Origin of the sequence: Streptomyces sp. NPDC050610 (assembly GCF_040654875.1) — a bacterium.
Lineage (GTDB): Bacteria > Actinomycetota > Actinomycetes > Streptomycetales > Streptomycetaceae > Streptomyces.
Map to the genome: position 1 here is coordinate 355,176 of NZ_JBFAIV010000003.1, position 15,500 is coordinate 370,675.

The following is a 15,500-nucleotide window of genomic DNA, read 5'->3' on the forward strand; positions in this document are numbered from 1 at the left end:
TCGAACCGGTCGGCAGTCCGCCCCGGCACACGCATACGGCCGCGTGTTACGTTCCCCACATGTCCCAGCCCGTTAAGTCCGCTCGTACGCTGCGTTCGACGAACAATGAGACCGCTGACGGCTCGGAGAGCGCGAGCAGCCGCCGCGCCGCGGCCCAGCGCCTCGCCATGCGCCGCAAACTGGCCGCGGCCGCCATGGAGTTGTTCGCCACGAAGGGCTACGAGGCGACGACCGTCGACGAGATCGCGGCCGCCGCGGGGGTCGCCCGCCGGACGTTCTTCCGCCACTTCCGCTCCAAGGAAGAGGCGATCTTCCCCGACCACGACGACACCCTGGTGCGGGCGGCGGCGGTGCTGGACGCCGCCCCCGCGCACGAGAACCCGCTGGACACCGTGTGCCGGGGCATCAAGGAGGTCATGCGGATGTACGCGGCCTCCCCGGCCGTGTCCGTCGAGCGCTACCGGCTGACCCGCGAGGTGCCCGCCCTGCGGGAGCGCGAGATCGCCTCGGTGGCCCGCTACGAACGGCTCTTCACCCGCTATCTGCTGGGCCATTTCGACGAGGGCGCGCACCACGTCGGCGACGACGACCCGCTGCTGGCCGAGGTCGCCGCCTCCGCCGTGGTCACCGCCCACAACCATGTGCTGCGCCGGTGGCTGCGCGCGGGCGGGATCGGCGATGTGGAGACGCAGCTCGACCACGCCTTCGGGATCGTCCGCGAGACGTTCGGCACGGGCATCGGGGCCCGGCCCGGCACGGAGCGGCCGCCGGCGGCCACGGCCCGTACGAACGGCGAGGTGCTGGTGACGGTGGCGCGCACGGACGCGCCGCTGGACGAGGTCATGCGCACCATCGAGAAGGCCCTCAAGCGGAAGTGACCCGGCCGGTCCCCCGGCCCCTGTAAGCGCTCCCACGCCCGCCGCCCACCGCGGCGGGCGCTGCTGTGTCCGGCCTCCCTCACCTCCGCACTTTGCTCATACGTGCCACCCCGGTGACATCTGAGAGAAATTTTTGGCACTGAGTGTCTTGTCGGCTGGCACCCGGTGTCATACCTTGAGAGTGTCCGGGCGGCCGGCACGCAGACACAACCGTCGTGTGCCGGCTGTCCCCACAAGCACTCTGTGCGCCCGGACGCCTGCGTCACAGGCACCTCGCGCCCCACCGGGCGCACCGCCGAGCACCCAGCACACCGCCGAACCGACGGCACCGCCTCTGCACCACCCCCGACGTCCCCTCAAGCCGTTCCCTCAGCGCGCTTCGCCGGAGGCAAACCGTGAATCAACTACTGGACGCCATCGTCGCGTCGGACAGCACGAGCGAAGACTTCGCCGCCCTGTCCATCCCCGAGTCGTACCGCGCGGTGACCGTGCACAAGGACGAGACCGAGATGTTCGCCGGCCTCGCCGCCCGGGACAAGGATCCCCGCAAGTCCCTGCACGTCGAGGACGTGCCCACGCCCGAGCTCGGCCCCGGCGAGGCCCTGGTCGCCGTCATGGCCAGCTCGGTGAACTACAACTCCGTCTGGACCTCGATCTTCGAACCCCTGTCGACCTTCGGGTTCCTGGAGCGGTACGGGCGGCTCTCGCCGCTCGCCAAGCGGCACGACCTGCCGTACCACGTCATCGGCTCCGACCTCGCCGGCGTCGTGCTGCGCACCGGCCCCGGCGTCAACACCTGGCGCCCCGGCGACGAGGTCGTCGCGCACTGCCTCTCCGTCGAGCTGGAGTCCTCCGACGGCCACAACGACACGATGCTCGACCCCGAGCAGCGCATCTGGGGCTTCGAGACCAACTTCGGCGGCCTGGCGGAGATCGCGCTCGTCAAGTCCAACCAGCTGATGCCCAAGCCGCGGCACCTCAGCTGGGAGGAGGCCGCCTCCCCCGGGCTGGTCAACTCCACCGCCTACCGGCAGCTCGTCTCGCGCAACGGCGCGGGCATGAAGCAGGGCGACAACGTCCTGATCTGGGGCGCGAGCGGCGGACTCGGCAGCTACGCCACGCAGTTCGCGCTGGCCGGCGGCGCCAATCCGATCTGCGTCGTCTCCAGCCCGCGCAAGGCGGAGATCTGCCGGAAGATGGGCGCGGAGGCGATCATCGACCGCACCGCCGAGGGGTACAGGTTCTGGCAGGACGAGCACCACCAGGACCCCCGCGAGTGGAAGCGGTTCGGCAAGCGCATCCGGGAGCTGACGGGCGGCGAGGACGTGGACATCGTCTTCGAGCACCCGGGCCGGGAGACCTTCGGCGCCTCCGTGTACGTCACCCGCAAGGGCGGCACCATCGTCACGTGCGCCTCCACCTCGGGCTACACCCACGAGTACGACAACCGCTATCTGTGGATGTCGCTCAAGCGGATCGTCGGCTCCCACTTCGCCAACTACCGCGAGGCGTGGGAGGCCAACCGGCTGATCGCGAAGGGGAAGATCCACCCGACGCTCTCCCGGACGTACGCCCTGGAGGAGACCGGGCAGGCGGCGTACGACGTGCACCGCAACCTCCACCAGGGCAAGGTCGGCGTGCTCGCGCTCGCCCCCGAGGAAGGCATGGGCGTCTCCGATCCCGAGCTGCGCGAGCGCCACCTCGACGCCATCAACCGCTTCCGCGACGTCTGAACGAGACGCGCGAACACAGCTTCTGGACGCGACACTTGAACGCGACCTCTGAACGAGACGGCTGAGAGACGTACATGACTGAGCGTCAGAAGGATCGTCCGTGGCTGATGCGGACGTACGCCGGGCACTCCACCGCCGAGGCGTCCAACGAGCTCTACCGGCGCAACCTCGCCAAGGGGCAGACCGGCCTGTCGGTCGCGTTCGACCTCCCGACGCAGACCGGTTACGACCCCGACCACGTCCTCGCCCGCGGCGAGGTCGGCCGGGTCGGGGTCCCCGTCTCCCATCTCGGCGACATGCGGCGGCTGTTCCAGGACATCCCGCTGGACCGGATGAACACCTCGATGACCATCAACGCGACCGCGATGTGGCTGCTGGCGATGTATCAGGTGGTGGCCGAGGAGCAGGGCGCCGACATCACCGAGCTGTCGGGCACCACCCAGAACGACATCGTCAAGGAGTACCTCTCGCGCGGGACGCACGTCTTCCCGCCCGGCCCCTCGCTCCGGCTGACCACCGACATGATCGCGTACACGGTGGCCCGCATCCCCAAGTGGAACCCGATCAACATCTGCAGCTACCACCTCCAGGAGGCCGGGGCCACGCCCGTACAGGAGATCGCGTACGCGATGTCCACCGCCATCGCGGTGCTCGACGCCGTACGCGACTCCGGGCAGGTGGCCGCGGAGCGGTTCGGCGACGTCGTCGCCCGGATCTCCTTCTTCGTGAACGCGGGCGTCCGCTTCATCGAGGAGATGTGCAAGATGCGCGCCTTCGGCCGCCTCTGGGACGAGATCACCCGCGAGCGGTACGGCATCGAGAACCCCAAGCAGCGCCGCTTCCGCTACGGCGTCCAGGTCAACTCCCTCGGCCTGACCGAGGCGCAGCCGGAGAACAACGTCCAGCGCATCGTGCTGGAGATGCTGGCCGTCACCCTCTCCAAGGACGCCCGCGCCCGCGCCGTGCAGCTCCCCGCCTGGAACGAGGCGCTGGGCCTGCCCCGCCCCTGGGACCAGCAGTGGTCGCTCCGCATCCAGCAGGTCCTGGCCCACGAGAGCGACCTCCTGGAGTACGAGGACATCTTCGCCGGCTCCCATGTGATCGAGGCCAAGGTGGCGGCGCTCGTCGCCGAGTGCCGGGCCGAGATCGGCCGCATCCAGGAGATGGGCGGCGCGATGGCCGCCGTGGAGTCCGGCTACCTCAAGTCGCGGCTCGTCTCCTCGCACGCCGAGCGGCGGGCCCGGATCGAGGCCGGCGAGGAGCTGATCGTCGGCGTCAACAGCTACGAGTCCACCGAGCCCAACCCGCTCACCGCCGACCTCGACACCGCCATCATGACCGTCGACCCGGCCAACGAGGCGCGCGTGGTGGCCGCGCTGGGCGCCTGGCGCGACGAGCGCGACGAGAGCCGCGCGCAGGACGCGCTGGCCGTGCTCAAGAAGACCGCCGCGGGCAGCGACAACCTCTTCGCCGCCACCCTCGAATGCGCCCGCGCGGGCGTCACGACCGGCGAGTGGTCCTGGGCGCTGAGGGACGTCTTCGGCGAGTTCCGGGCGCCTACGGGCGTCGGCGGCGCGCCGCTGGCGGTCACCGCCGAGCCGGGCACCCCGCTCGCGGCCGTACGCGCGAAGGCCGCCCGTACCGCCGAGGAACTGGGCTGCGGCAAACTGCGGCTGCTGGTCGGCAAGCCCGGCCTGGACGGGCACTCCAACGGCGCCGAGCAGATCGCCGTACGGGCCCGCGACGCCGGGTTCGAGGTGGTCTACCAGGGCATCCGGCTCACCCCGGAGCAGATCGTCTCGGCGGCGGTCGCCGAGGACGTGCACTGCGTCGGCCTGTCCATCCTCTCCGGCTCGCACGCCGAGCTGGTCCCGGACGTGCTGGCGCGGCTGCGCCGCACCGGCGTCGACGACATGCCCGTGGTCGTCGGCGGCATCATCCCGGCCGCCGACGCCGACGCCCTGCGCGCGGCCGGCGTCGCGGCCGTCTTCACCCCGAAGGACTTCGGAATCACGGAGATCATCGGCCGTATCGTCGACGAGATCCGGAAAGCGAACAGGCTCGACCCCCTGGAGGTCCCCGCATGACTGTCAACCGCCTGCGTCCGCGCCGCTCCTGCCTGGCCGTGCCGGGCAGCAACCCGCGCTTCCTGGAGAAGGCCCAGGGCCTCGCCGCCGACCAGGTCTTCCTGGACCTGGAGGACGCGTGCGCGCCGCTCGCCAAGGAAGGCGCCCGGCACACGATCGTGGACGCGCTCAACAAGGGCGACTGGACGGGCAAGACCAGGGTCGTACGGGTCAACGACTGGACCACCGAGTGGACTTACCGCGACGTGGTGACGGTCGTCGAGGGCGCGGGCCACAACCTCGACTGCGTGATGCTGCCGAAGGTGCAGGACGCCGCCCAGGTCCACGCGCTCGACCTGCTGCTCACCCAGATCGAGAAGACCATGGGGTTCGAGGTCGGCCGGATCGGCATCGAGGCGCAGATCGAGAACGCCAAGGGGCTCGTGAACGTCGACGACATCGCGGCGTCCTCGCCCCGGCTGGAGACCATCGTCTTCGGCCCGGCCGACTTCATGGCCTCCATCAACATGAAGACGCTGGTCGTCGGGCAGCAGCCGCCCGGGTACGGGGCCGACGCGTACCACTACATCCTGATGCGCATCCTGATGGCGGCCCGTACGCACGACCTCCAGGCCATCGACGGCCCGTACCTCCAGGTCCGCGACGTGGACGCGTTCCGCGAGGTCGCGGGGCGCGCGGCGGCGCTGGGCTTCGACGGCAAGTGGGTGCTGCACCCCGGCCAGGTCGAGGCCGCGAACGAGGTCTTCTCGCCCTCGCAGGAGGACTACGACCGCGCGGAGCTGATCCTCGACGCCTACGAGTGGCACACCTCGGAGGCGGGCGGCAAGAAGGGTTCGGCGATGCTCGGCGACGAGATGATCGACGAGGCCAGCCGCAAGATGGCGCTGGTCGTCGCGGGCAAGGGCCGCGCCGCGGGGATGCGGCGCACCACCGAGTTCGAAGCACCGGAGGCGTGAGCGCGATGCAGTTCGGCCGTATTTACGAGGAGTTCACCATCGGCGACGTCTACCGGCACTGGCCGGGAAAGACCGTCACCGAGTACGACGACCACCTCTTCTGTCTGCTCACGATGAACCACCACCCGCTCCATATGGACGCCAATTATGCGGAGCGGACGACGGACTTCGGCAAGAACGTGGTCGTCGGCAACTATGTCTATTCACTGCTGCTGGGCATGTCCGTGCCGGATGTCTCGGGCAAGGCGATCGCCAATCTGGAGGTCGAGTCGCTGCGGCATGTGGCGCCGACGTTCCACGGGGACACCGTCTACGGCGAGACGGCGGTGCTCGACAAGATTCCGTCAAAATCCAAGTCCGACCGCGGGATCGTGTACGTGGAGACGACGGGCTACAAGCAGGACGGCACCGTGGTCTGTGTGTTCCGGCGCAAGGTGATGGTGCCCACGGAGACGTACGTCAAGGAGCGCGGCGGCGAGCAGCCGGGCCGCCCCCGGCCCCAGACGCCGCCGGCGAAGAAGGTGGAGAAGTAGCCATGGGACGCCTCGCGCAGACCGATTCCCTCACCGATGTCCAGCGGGAAATCCTCGCCACCGTCCGTGACTTCGTCGACAAAGAGATCCTGCCGGTCGCGACCGGACTGGAGCACCGCGACGAATATCCGACGCGAATCGTCGAGGGCCTCACCGAACTGGGGCTGTTCGGCCTGATGATTCCGGAGGAGTACGGCGGGCTCGGTGAGTCCCTTCTCACGTACGCGCTCTGCGTGGAGGAGATCGCCCGCGGCTGGATGAGCATCTCGGGCATCGTGAACACCCATTTCATCGTCGCCTACCTGCTGAAACAGCACGGCACCGAGGAGCAGAAGGACTATTTCCTGCCAAAGATGGCGGCGGGGGAAATCCGCGGCGCGTTCTCGATGTCCGAGCCGGGGCTGGGTTCGGATGTGTCGGCGATCACGTCCAAGGGCGTGCGGGACGGCGACGGCTACGCCCTCACCGGGCAGAAGATGTGGCTCACCAACGGCGGCACCTCCTCGCTCGTGGCGATCCTGTGCCGTACGGACGAGGGGCACCCGGAAGGCACCGCCCGGCACAAGTCGATGACCACCTTCCTGGTCGAGAAGGAGCCGGGATTCGGCAAGGTCAAGCCCGGTCTCACCATTCCGGGCAAGATCGACAAGATGGGCTACAAGGGCGTCGACACCACCGAGCTGATCATGGACGGGCTGAAGGTGCCCGCCGATCGCGTGCTCGGCGGCGCCACCGGCCGCGGTTTCTACCAGATGATGGACGGCGTCGAGGTCGGCCGGGTGAACGTAGCGGCGCGTGGGTGCGGAGTAGCGCAGCGTGCCTTCGAGTTGGGCGCCGCCTACGCGCAGCAGCGGCACACCTTCGGAAAACCGATCGCCGAACATCAGGCCATTCAGTTCAAATTGGCTGAAATGGGGACAAAGGTCGAAGCGGCGCATGCGATGATGGTGAACGCGGCACGTAAGAAGGACTCGGGACAGCGCAACGACCTCGAAGCCGGCATGGCCAAATATCTGGCCTCCGAGTACTGCAAGGAGGTGGTCGAGGACGCCTTCCGCATCCATGGCGGCTACGGCTTCTCCAAGGAGTACGAGATCGAGCGCCTCTACCGCGAGGCGCCGATGCTGCTCATCGGTGAAGGCACCGCCGAGATCCAGAAAATGATCATTGGTCGTCGGCTACTTGAAGAGTACCGATTCCAGGGATAAATGTCCGCTATGAGATGTTTTCTACGAGAAGTAGATCACACCCCGTCATCGGAGTTCGGCCACCGACTGGCCCTGGCGCTTGCCCAGTTGCCGCTCGCAACCGATAGCATCCCCGGAAAGCCGCCGTCCCCCTTTCTGTTACGCGGCATCCTCCGCTACGAAGGTCATCCATGCCCCACAGCCAATCCTCTGCACCTCGCGGCCGCGTCCGCCTCGCGCGCGGGGCGTCGCCGTGGCTCGTCCCGACCGTTGCCACGGCCGCGGTCAGCCTCACCCGTGCCCGCCGCTCCGGACGCTGGGCGGCGCTCGCCGTACCCACCACCGCGCTCGCGGCGGGAATGCTGTGGTTCTTCCGTGACCCCGAGCGAGAGATCCCCGAGGGCCGCGTCCTGTCCCCCGCCGACGGTGTGGTGCAGAGCATCATGCCGTGGAAGGACGGGCGCACCCGCGTGGCGATCTTCATGAGCCCTCTGAACGTGCACGTCAACCGCGCCCCCATGGCCGGCACGGTCCGCTCCGTCAAGCACATCCCCGGCGGCTACGTACCGGCGTTCAACAAGGAGAGCGAGAACAACGAGCGCGTCGTCTGGCACTTCGACACCGAGCTCGGCGACATCGAGATGGTCCAGATCGCCGGCGCCGTGGCCCGCCGCATCGTGCCGTACGTGCCGCAGAGCGCCAAGGTCGAGCAGGGCGACCGGATCGGTCTGATCCGCTTCGGTTCGCGCGTCGACGTCTACCTCCCCGAGGGCATCGAGGCCGCGGTCGAGGTCGGCCAGGCGACCACGGCGGGGGTGACTCGTCTTGACCGTGATTGATCCCGACACACAGGCCGCCTGGGTGCCGGAGGCCGACCACGACGAAGCGGACGCCGACGTCGCGGACATCCCCCTGTCCACCCGGCTGTCGATAGCGGACACCCTCACCCTCGGCAACGCCATCTGCGGCTTCATGGCCGTGTACTTCACCACCACCGGCGTCCTCATCCCGCACCTGACGGGCAACGAGGACGGCGGCATGGCCCGGCACAGCGCGGCCACCGCGGTGATACTGATACTGCTCGCCTCGGTCTTCGACCTCTTCGACGGGCTCGTGGCGCGCAAGCTCCGCAGCTCGGCGATGGGCGCCGAGCTGGACAACCTCTCCGACCTGATCAGCTTCGGGCTCGCCCCCGCGTACTTCGTGGTCGTCTGGGGGATGGTCGCCGACGACGCCCACCAGCGGGTCTCGGCGGTCGCCGCGATCGTGGTCCTGCTGGCCGTCGTGCTCCGGCTCGCGCGCTTCTCGTGCGTACAGCTGCGCGACGGCATCTTCCAGGGCATGCCGTCCCCCTTCGGGGCGCTCACCGTCGTCTCCATCGTCCTCCTTGAGCTGCCGTTCATGCCGACGCTCCTCGCGATCGTCGGGGTGGCGTGGCTGATGGTGAGCCGGGTCGAGTACCCGAAGCCGCGCGGCCGCCTGGCCGTGGCGATGCTCGGCTGGATCGTGCTGAGCATGGGCCTGCTGGCCGCCTGGGCCTTCGACGCCCCCGGCGGCGAACTGCTCCTGCAGACCGGCTGCGCCCTCCAGGTCGTCCTCGGCGCGGTGATCCCGCTCTTCGCGACGGCCCGCCGCGTCAACACCTTCCGCGACAACCGCCGCGAGGCCCGCGCCACGCAGCTGCCGTAGGCCGCTCGCCCGCTGCTGCCGAGGGGCCCCGAGCATTGCGCTCGGGGCCCCTCGGCGTTTGTGGGGTGGGGTGGGGTGGGGTGTGTACGTATGCGCGGGGGCGTGACGGGCCGGGCGGGGGCCTGCGGCTTGGTGGGGCGGGGGGTGCTTGTGCCCTGGTGCGCGGGGGCTGTGCTTGTGCGCGGGGGTGGATGCTTGCGCCCCGGTGTGCGGGGGCGAGTGCTTGTGCCCCGGTGCCCGGGGGCGGGTGCTTGTGCCCTGGTGCTTTGGGCTCAGTGTCCGGGCTGGGTGTGCTGTGGGGGCGGGTGCCTGTACTTCGGTGCTGCGGGCCGGGGGCCCGTGCCGGTGCAGTGAGGCCGGGGGCCCGTACTCGGAACTGCGGGCCGGTGACCGCGCCAGTGCTGTGGGGGTGGGTGCCCGTACTTCGGTACTGCGGGCCGGGGACCCATGCCGGTGCAGTGGGCCGGTGGCCCGTACTCCGGAACTGCGGGCCGGTGGCCGCGCCGGTGCCGTGGGGCCGAGGGCCCGTGCTCCGGCGCAGTGGCCCGGTGTCCGCGCCTTGGCATTGTGGGGGCTCGTATCCGCGCTGCGGCGCGGTGAGCCGGGGCCTGCGGCCCGGTGGCCCCGGCTGGGCATGATTGGGCCCCGTATCCGCGCTGCGGTGCTACAGGTCTGGGACCTGCGCCCCAGCGCTGCGGGATGGGTGTCCGTTACTCGACGCGCGGGACTCGTGCCCGGTTACTCGGCACTGCGAGCCTGGCACTCGCGCGGTGCTGGGGCCTTCGGCCCGGCCGGCGTTGTGGGGCTGGTGCCCGTACTCCGGCATCGTGAGCCCGGCGCCCCGCGCTGCGGAGCCGGTGTACGCGCTGTGCCTCTACGGGCCTGGCCCGCCGCTCCGGCGTTGGAGGCCGGTATCCGGTACCGCCCTGGTGGGGCAGGGCGGCACCGGATCAGGGGCCGGGGCAAGATGCCCGCGGAGCGGTCAGTCGGCCGCTGCGGCGGTGGTGACCGGAGTGCGCTCGGCGGCCGCCGGCGCTTCGTGATCGGCGGCCGTCCCGTCGCGTCCGCGCGAGATGCTGACCGCGAAGCGGGGCCACAGCAGGAGGACGACGGGGTAGATGGCGTAGCCGATGCGCGTGGCGGGCGACAGCACGATGGCCAGGATCAGGCCGAGCGCCAAGCGATCGGCGGCGGCCACGACGTCGCGCACCGGCCGGAGCAGGAGCGACGCCCCCACGGCCAGGGCGCTGATCAGGATGAGTGCCACGGCGACGGCCTTGCCCTGCGGCACCGCCGAGACGATCAGGTGGCCGAGCAGCGGGCTCTCGGCGGACGACTGGGTGGGGCCGAGGCCCAGCGGGTAGAGGACGACGTTCTTGTAGAACGCCCCGGTGTCCACCAGCGCCACCGGTACGACGGTGAGCACGGCGATGCCCGCGGCTCCTACGGCGCACCGGATCGCGTCGCGCTTGCCGCGGCAGACCCACAGCAGGGCGACCACCACGGGTACGGCCGGCCAGGCGGTCCACTTCAGGGCAGCCGCCACGCCGAGTGCCAGGCCCGCGAGTCCCGGCCGGCCCCGGTGGGTGAAGGCCAGGGCCAGGCAGACCAGGGCGATGACCGGCGGGTCCACGCCGCCGATGGTCAGGGGCAGCGCGACGACGGGGCAGGCGATCAGCCACAGGAGCCCGGTGGGGCCGGAGGTGCCGGCCGGGGTGCTGCCCGTACCGCCGGTGCCCTTCAGCGATACGCGCAGGGCGCCGATCACGGCCGCGAGGAAGCCGACGAGGAACCACAGCCGGGCGCTGCCCAGGAAGGTGTCGCCGAACAGCACGCGCGGTATGCCGAAGATCGCCATGCCCGGCAGGTAGGGGTTGAAGTCCGGTACGGAGTGCGGGTCCGAGTTGTACGGGGTTCCGGAGGAGAGCAGCAGGTCGGCGCCGCGCTCGACCACCCCGACCTCCATCTGCGCCCGGCCGATCGCCGTCAGGTACACGAGCGGCACGACGGCCGCGCCGATCAGCGCCACGATGGCGGCGTTGCGCCCCCAGCGCTTGGCCGACAGCGCCGCGACCACGGCAGCGCAGCCGTACCCGGCCGCGGCGGCGATGCCCCATACCCGCTGCGAGGTGTGCGGGGGCGACGAGAGCCCCACCGCGAGCGCCACGACCGCGCTCAGCAGCAGCAGCGGCCAGTCCCACCGCCGGCCGGGGCGCGACGGGTCGGGCGCGGCGCCGATGCCCGACGGCCGCTTCCGGATCGTCTCCGCCATCAGAGCGCGGCCTCCTGGTGCGCCGCGCGACCGCGGTCCAGGAGAAACGTTTCATCGCGGCCGGACCGGGGGGCGGATGTGAAGGACGAGCCGTTTTCGGGCATGCCGAAGTGGGGGTGGCTGGAGATCATACGAGGGACTATACAGAACACCTATAACTGTGGTGTATAGCGGAAACTCCCGCCCCAGCCGTACTCCGCCGCAGCTCAGCGGGGGCGAGGCTCCGCTCGCCCCCGGCCCGGCCGGCCTCAGCCCAGGCAGTCGCGGGCGATCGCCTCGGCCGCGCGCTCCAGCAGGGGGCCCGCTTCCGTCATGCAGCGGTACAGGTCCGGCTCCAGCTCGGTGAGGGGGTACGCACGGCTGATGCCCGCCGCGGCGAGCGCCTCCCGCGGGAGCTCCAGGCGGCCGCAGACGGCCACGGTCTCGACCCCGGCCGCGCGGGCCGCCGCGGCGACCCCGGCGGGGGCCTTGCCGTGCAGGGTCTGCTGGTCCAGCGACCCCTCCCCCGTGATGACGAGCCCGGCCCGCGCCAGCGCCGCGTCGAAGCCCAGCACGTCGAGCATCACCTCGATGCCCGGCCGGAACGTGGCGTCGAGGCCGATGAGCGCGCCGTAGCCGATCCCGCCCGCGGCCCCGGCCCCCGGCGACTGCGCGTACTCGGCGGCCCGCGGGCCGATCGCCTGCTCCAGCACGCCGACGTAGTGCGTAAGCGCGTTGTCCAGCGTCGTGACGTCCTCGTCGCTGGCGCCCTTCTGCGGGCCGTACACCGCGGCGGCGCCCTTCGGGCCGGTCAGCGGGTTGTCGACGTCGCTCGCGAGGACGATCGGGACGTCCGCGAGGCGCGGGTCGAGCCCGGAGAGGTCCGCCGAGGTCAGCTCGGTCAGCGGCCCGCCGCCGTGCGGGACGGGGTCGCCGTCATCGTCGAGGAAGCTCGCGCCGAGGGCTGCCAGCATCCCGGCCCCGCCGTCCGTGGTCGCGCTGCCGCCGACACCGAAGACGATGGTGCGCGCGCCCGCGTCGAGGGCCGCGCGCAGCAGCTCGCCGGTCCCGTACGTGGTGGCGGTGAGCGGCGTGAAGACGCCGGCCGGCAGGTGCCGCAGCCCCGACGCCTCGGCCATCTCCACCACGGCGGTGCCGTCGGGCCCCAGCGCGAACGTGGCCGTGACGGGCGCCCCCAGCGGGCCGGTCACCTCCGCCTCATGGGCCTCGAACCCGGCCGCCAGCGCGGCGTCCACGGTGCCGTCGCCGCCGTCGGCGACCGGCAGGGCCTCGACGCCGACGCCGGGCGCGGCCCGGCGCAGCCCCGCCGCGACATGCTCGGCGACCTGAACGGCCGTCAGCGAGCCTTTGAACTTGTCCGCGGCGATCAGCACGCGCGTCGGCTCTGTAGTGGAAACGTCGGCCACCTTGCTCCCCTTGCTTTTCGGCCCGGCTCTCGCACAGGCGCTCGCGCCGCAGCGACCCTACCCGCCATGGTCCGGCGTTGCCCATGGCCCCCCGGCGGCGTGCCAGCCCCGAAAAAACCGCTCAATCCGGCCATAGTGGGGCGTCATGAGCACCGACACTCCTCAGTCGACCGATCCGGCCACCCCGCCCGGTCCGCCGCCCGGAGCCTCCTCCGGGTCCCCGCCCGGACCGCCGCACGATCAGCGTCCGGACCTGTTGGTCGTCGTCATCGGCGGCGCCGCGGTGCTGGGGGTGGTCGCCTGGGCGGCGTTCGGCAAGGACTCCTTCGACCGCGCGTCGTCGTCCGCCCTGGGCTGGGTGCTGTCGAACTTCGCGTGGCTGTTCGTGATCGCGGCCGATGTGTTCCTCGTACTGGCCGTGCTGATCTCGCTGAGCCGGTTCGGCCGGATTCGGCTGGGCCAGGACGAGGACCGGCCGGAGTTCGGCAACCTCGCCTGGATCGCGATGATGTTCAGCGCGGGCATGGGCATCGGCCTGATGTTCTACGGAGTCGGCGAGCCGCTCCAGCACTTCGCCGCCCCGCCGCCCGGCAGCGGCGTCTCCGCGGGCACGGGCGCGTCGGCCCGTACGGCACTGGAGTACTCGTTCTTCCACTGGACCCTGCACCCCTGGGCGATCTACGGCATGGCCGGGCTCGCCCTCGCCTACGCGGGCTTCCGCAAGGGCCGGGGCAACCGGGTCAGCGCCGCGTTCGTACCGCTGCTCGGCGAGCGGCGCGCGGCCGGCTGGCCGGGCCGCGTCATCGACCTCCTCGCCGTCTTCGCCACCGTCTTCGGCACGGCGACCAGCCTGGGCCTGGGCGCCCTCCAGGTGTCCAAGGGCCTGAACATCACCACCGGCGTCGAGGACTCCAAGACCCTCGAACTCATCATCATCGGCTCGCTGTCGGCGGCCTTCGTCCTCTCCGCCTTCTCCGGGCTGCACAAGGGCGTCAAGTGGCTCTCCACGATCAACATCGTGCTCGCCGCGTGCCTGATGCTGTTCGTCTTCGTGCTCGGCCCCACCGTCTTCATCCTGAACACCATCCCGGCGAGCGCCGGCGGCTATCTGCACGACCTGCTGACGATGGCGACCCGCACCGGCGCGTTCACGGACCCGAAGTGGCTCGGCACCTGGACGATCTTCTACTGGGCGTGGTGGCTGTCCTGGGCCCCGTTCGTGGGCACCTTCATCGCCCGGATCTCCCACGGCCGTACGATCCGCGAGTTCCTGGTCGGCGTGCTTCTGGTGCCCAGCGGGGCGACGGTGATCTGGTTCTGCGTGATGGGCGGCAGCGCGGTGCGCCTGGACATGACGGGCGCGGCCGATCTGACCGGGACCGTCAAGGAGGGCGCGGAGGCGTCGATGTTCGGGCTGCTGGAGGCGCTGCCCATCGGCACGGTCACCTCGTGGATCGCGATGGCGCTGGTCATGACGTACTTCATCACCAGCGCCGACTCCGCCTCGCTGGTGATGGGCTCGCTCACCAGCCGCGGCGCGCTGCACCCGCGCACCTGGCTGGTGGTCGGCTGGGGCGTGCTGATGGCCGCGGTGGCGGCCGTACTGCTGGTGGCGGGCGGCCTGAACTCGCTCCAGTCGGCGACGATCCTGGTCGCCCTCCCCTTCGTGCTGGTGATGCTCGCGCTGTGCTGGTCGCTCATCAAGGAGCTCCGCGACGACCCGGGCGCGGGCCCGGCCCGCCACCACGCGCTGCACGGAATGCGCGACGCGGTACGGGCCATGGTCGGCGATGTCGTCTCCGAGCAGGGGCCGGTACGGCACGCGCGGCTGCGCCGGGTGGTGGAGAGCACCCGGGACCGGGAGGACGGTACGGGCGGGGGTGGGGGCGGGCCGAGCACGTAGGGGCTCATCGGCTCCGGCGGTCGGGGGTGGTTATTGGTGCGGCTGCGGTTGCTGGTGCCGCTGCGTTCACCTCGGCGTGCCGGAACCGCCGGGCCCCGTGCGCCGGGCCAGCCGCAGTGACAGGCGGCGCGGCCGGTGGAAGGCGGCGAGCGGTACGGGCCGCGAGTCGGCGCCGGGTTCGCAGCGGACGTCCCAGCGGCTGACGAACGTGGCGAGGGCGACCTGCAAGGACGCCTGCCAGTCGGGGGCGCTCAGAACAGCGCGTTCTGCTCCGTCGTCCCGCTGACGCCGCGTTCGAAGTCGAGCAGCCGCCGCTTGCGGTCGAGGCCGCCGCCGTAGCCGGTGAGGCTGCCGGTGGAGCCGACGACGCGGTGACAGGGGACGATGATGCCGATGGGGTTCTTGCCGTTGGCGAGACCGACCGCGCGGGAGGCGCCGGGCGCGTCCATACGGTCGGCGAGCTGCCCGTACGAGACCGTCTCGCCGTACGGGATGCGCTGGAGTTCGCTCCAGACGCGCCGCTGGAACGGCGTGCCGTCCAGATGCAGCGGCAGGTCGAACTCGGTGATCTCACCCGCGAAATAGGCGGCCAACTGGCGTGCGGCCTCGGTGAAAGGCGTGTCGTCGGGTTCGCCGAAGGTCTCCTCGGACGGGCGGTGGCGCTGCTCGGTCATGTAGAGGCCGCAGAGGACGCCGTCGGCGGCGACGAGGGTGAGTGTGCCGTAGGGGCTGTCGAGCTGGGTGTGTACGCGCATTGGTGCGGTCTTCCGGTCGGGGCGGATGGAGGGCGATGGGGGGCGGCGGCGCACCGGCCGAGAAGAAGACCCGACCGATGCGTCCAACTGACCAATTAAAC

The 15,500-nt window shown here is 71.0% G+C and carries 13 protein-coding genes; 9 read left to right on the forward strand and 4 right to left on the reverse strand.

The features are described 5' to 3' along the window. The first annotated feature begins 59 nt into the window (after positions 1–59). The 8 genes from AB0I22_RS05910 (at position 60) to pssA (ending at position 9,063) form a co-directional block, all read left to right on the forward strand. Positions 60–878: a TetR family transcriptional regulator gene (locus tag AB0I22_RS05910; RefSeq protein WP_363129407.1), complete on the forward strand. Its 819-nt coding sequence runs from the start codon at positions 60–62 to the stop codon at positions 876–878. 395 nt (positions 879–1,273) lie between these two features. Continuing rightward, complete coding sequence (gene ccrA / locus AB0I22_RS05915; protein ID WP_363129408.1) at positions 1,274–2,611, forward strand: crotonyl-CoA carboxylase/reductase; 1,338 nt, start codon at positions 1,274–1,276, stop codon at positions 2,609–2,611. A 74-nt stretch (positions 2,612–2,685) separates the two neighbouring features. Continuing rightward, on the forward strand, positions 2,686–4,698 hold the full coding sequence (locus AB0I22_RS05920) for a protein meaA (protein ID WP_363129409.1): 2,013 nt from the start codon (positions 2,686–2,688) through the stop codon (positions 4,696–4,698). Next, positions 4,695–5,654: a CoA ester lyase gene (locus tag AB0I22_RS05925; RefSeq protein ID WP_363129410.1), complete on the forward strand. Its 960-nt coding sequence runs from the start codon at positions 4,695–4,697 to the stop codon at positions 5,652–5,654. Before AB0I22_RS05920 ends, AB0I22_RS05925 begins: the two co-directional genes overlap by 4 nt. Positions 5,655–5,659: 5 nt before the next feature. Next, on the forward strand, positions 5,660–6,187 hold the full coding sequence (locus AB0I22_RS05930) for a MaoC family dehydratase (RefSeq protein ID WP_363129452.1): 528 nt from the start codon (positions 5,660–5,662) through the stop codon (positions 6,185–6,187). 2 nt (positions 6,188–6,189) lie between these two features. After that, complete coding sequence (locus tag AB0I22_RS05935; protein WP_363129411.1) at positions 6,190–7,395, forward strand: acyl-CoA dehydrogenase family protein; 1,206 nt, start codon at positions 6,190–6,192, stop codon at positions 7,393–7,395. A gap of 170 nt (positions 7,396–7,565) precedes the next feature. Beyond that, positions 7,566–8,213: a phosphatidylserine decarboxylase gene (locus tag AB0I22_RS05940; protein ID WP_363129412.1), complete on the forward strand. Its 648-nt coding sequence runs from the start codon at positions 7,566–7,568 to the stop codon at positions 8,211–8,213. Further along, positions 8,200–9,063: a CDP-diacylglycerol--serine O-phosphatidyltransferase gene (gene pssA / locus AB0I22_RS05945; RefSeq protein ID WP_363129413.1), complete on the forward strand. Its 864-nt coding sequence runs from the start codon at positions 8,200–8,202 to the stop codon at positions 9,061–9,063. The genes AB0I22_RS05940 and pssA overlap by 14 nt, the downstream gene beginning before the upstream one ends. A gap of 982 nt (positions 9,064–10,045) precedes the next feature. On the opposite strand, the gene AB0I22_RS05950 is transcribed toward pssA, so the two are convergent. Continuing rightward, on the reverse strand, positions 10,046–11,335 hold the full coding sequence (locus tag AB0I22_RS05950; protein WP_363129414.1) for a glycosyltransferase family 87 protein: 1,290 nt from the start codon (positions 11,333–11,335) through the stop codon (positions 10,046–10,048). Between the two features lie 248 nt (positions 11,336–11,583). Beyond that, a complete protein-coding gene (locus tag AB0I22_RS05955) occupies positions 11,584–12,708 on the reverse strand; it encodes a glycerate kinase (protein ID WP_363129453.1) in 1,125 nt (374 codons plus the stop codon). 178 nt (positions 12,709–12,886) lie between these two features. Here AB0I22_RS05955 and AB0I22_RS05960 point away from each other — a divergent pair, with 178 nt between their 5' ends. Next, entirely contained in the window at positions 12,887–14,644 is a 1,758-nt protein-coding gene (locus tag AB0I22_RS05960) for a BCCT family transporter (RefSeq protein WP_363129415.1), read from the forward strand. A 66-nt stretch (positions 14,645–14,710) separates the two neighbouring features. Here AB0I22_RS05960 and AB0I22_RS05965 read toward each other — a convergent pair whose 3' ends face one another. Next, entirely contained in the window at positions 14,711–14,872 is a 162-nt protein-coding gene (locus AB0I22_RS05965; RefSeq protein ID WP_363129416.1) for a hypothetical protein, read from the reverse strand. A gap of 23 nt (positions 14,873–14,895) precedes the next feature. Continuing rightward, on the reverse strand, positions 14,896–15,399 hold the full coding sequence (locus AB0I22_RS05970) for a methylated-DNA--[protein]-cysteine S-methyltransferase (protein WP_363129417.1): 504 nt from the start codon (positions 15,397–15,399) through the stop codon (positions 14,896–14,898). Between the last annotated feature and the right edge of the window lie 101 nt (positions 15,400–15,500).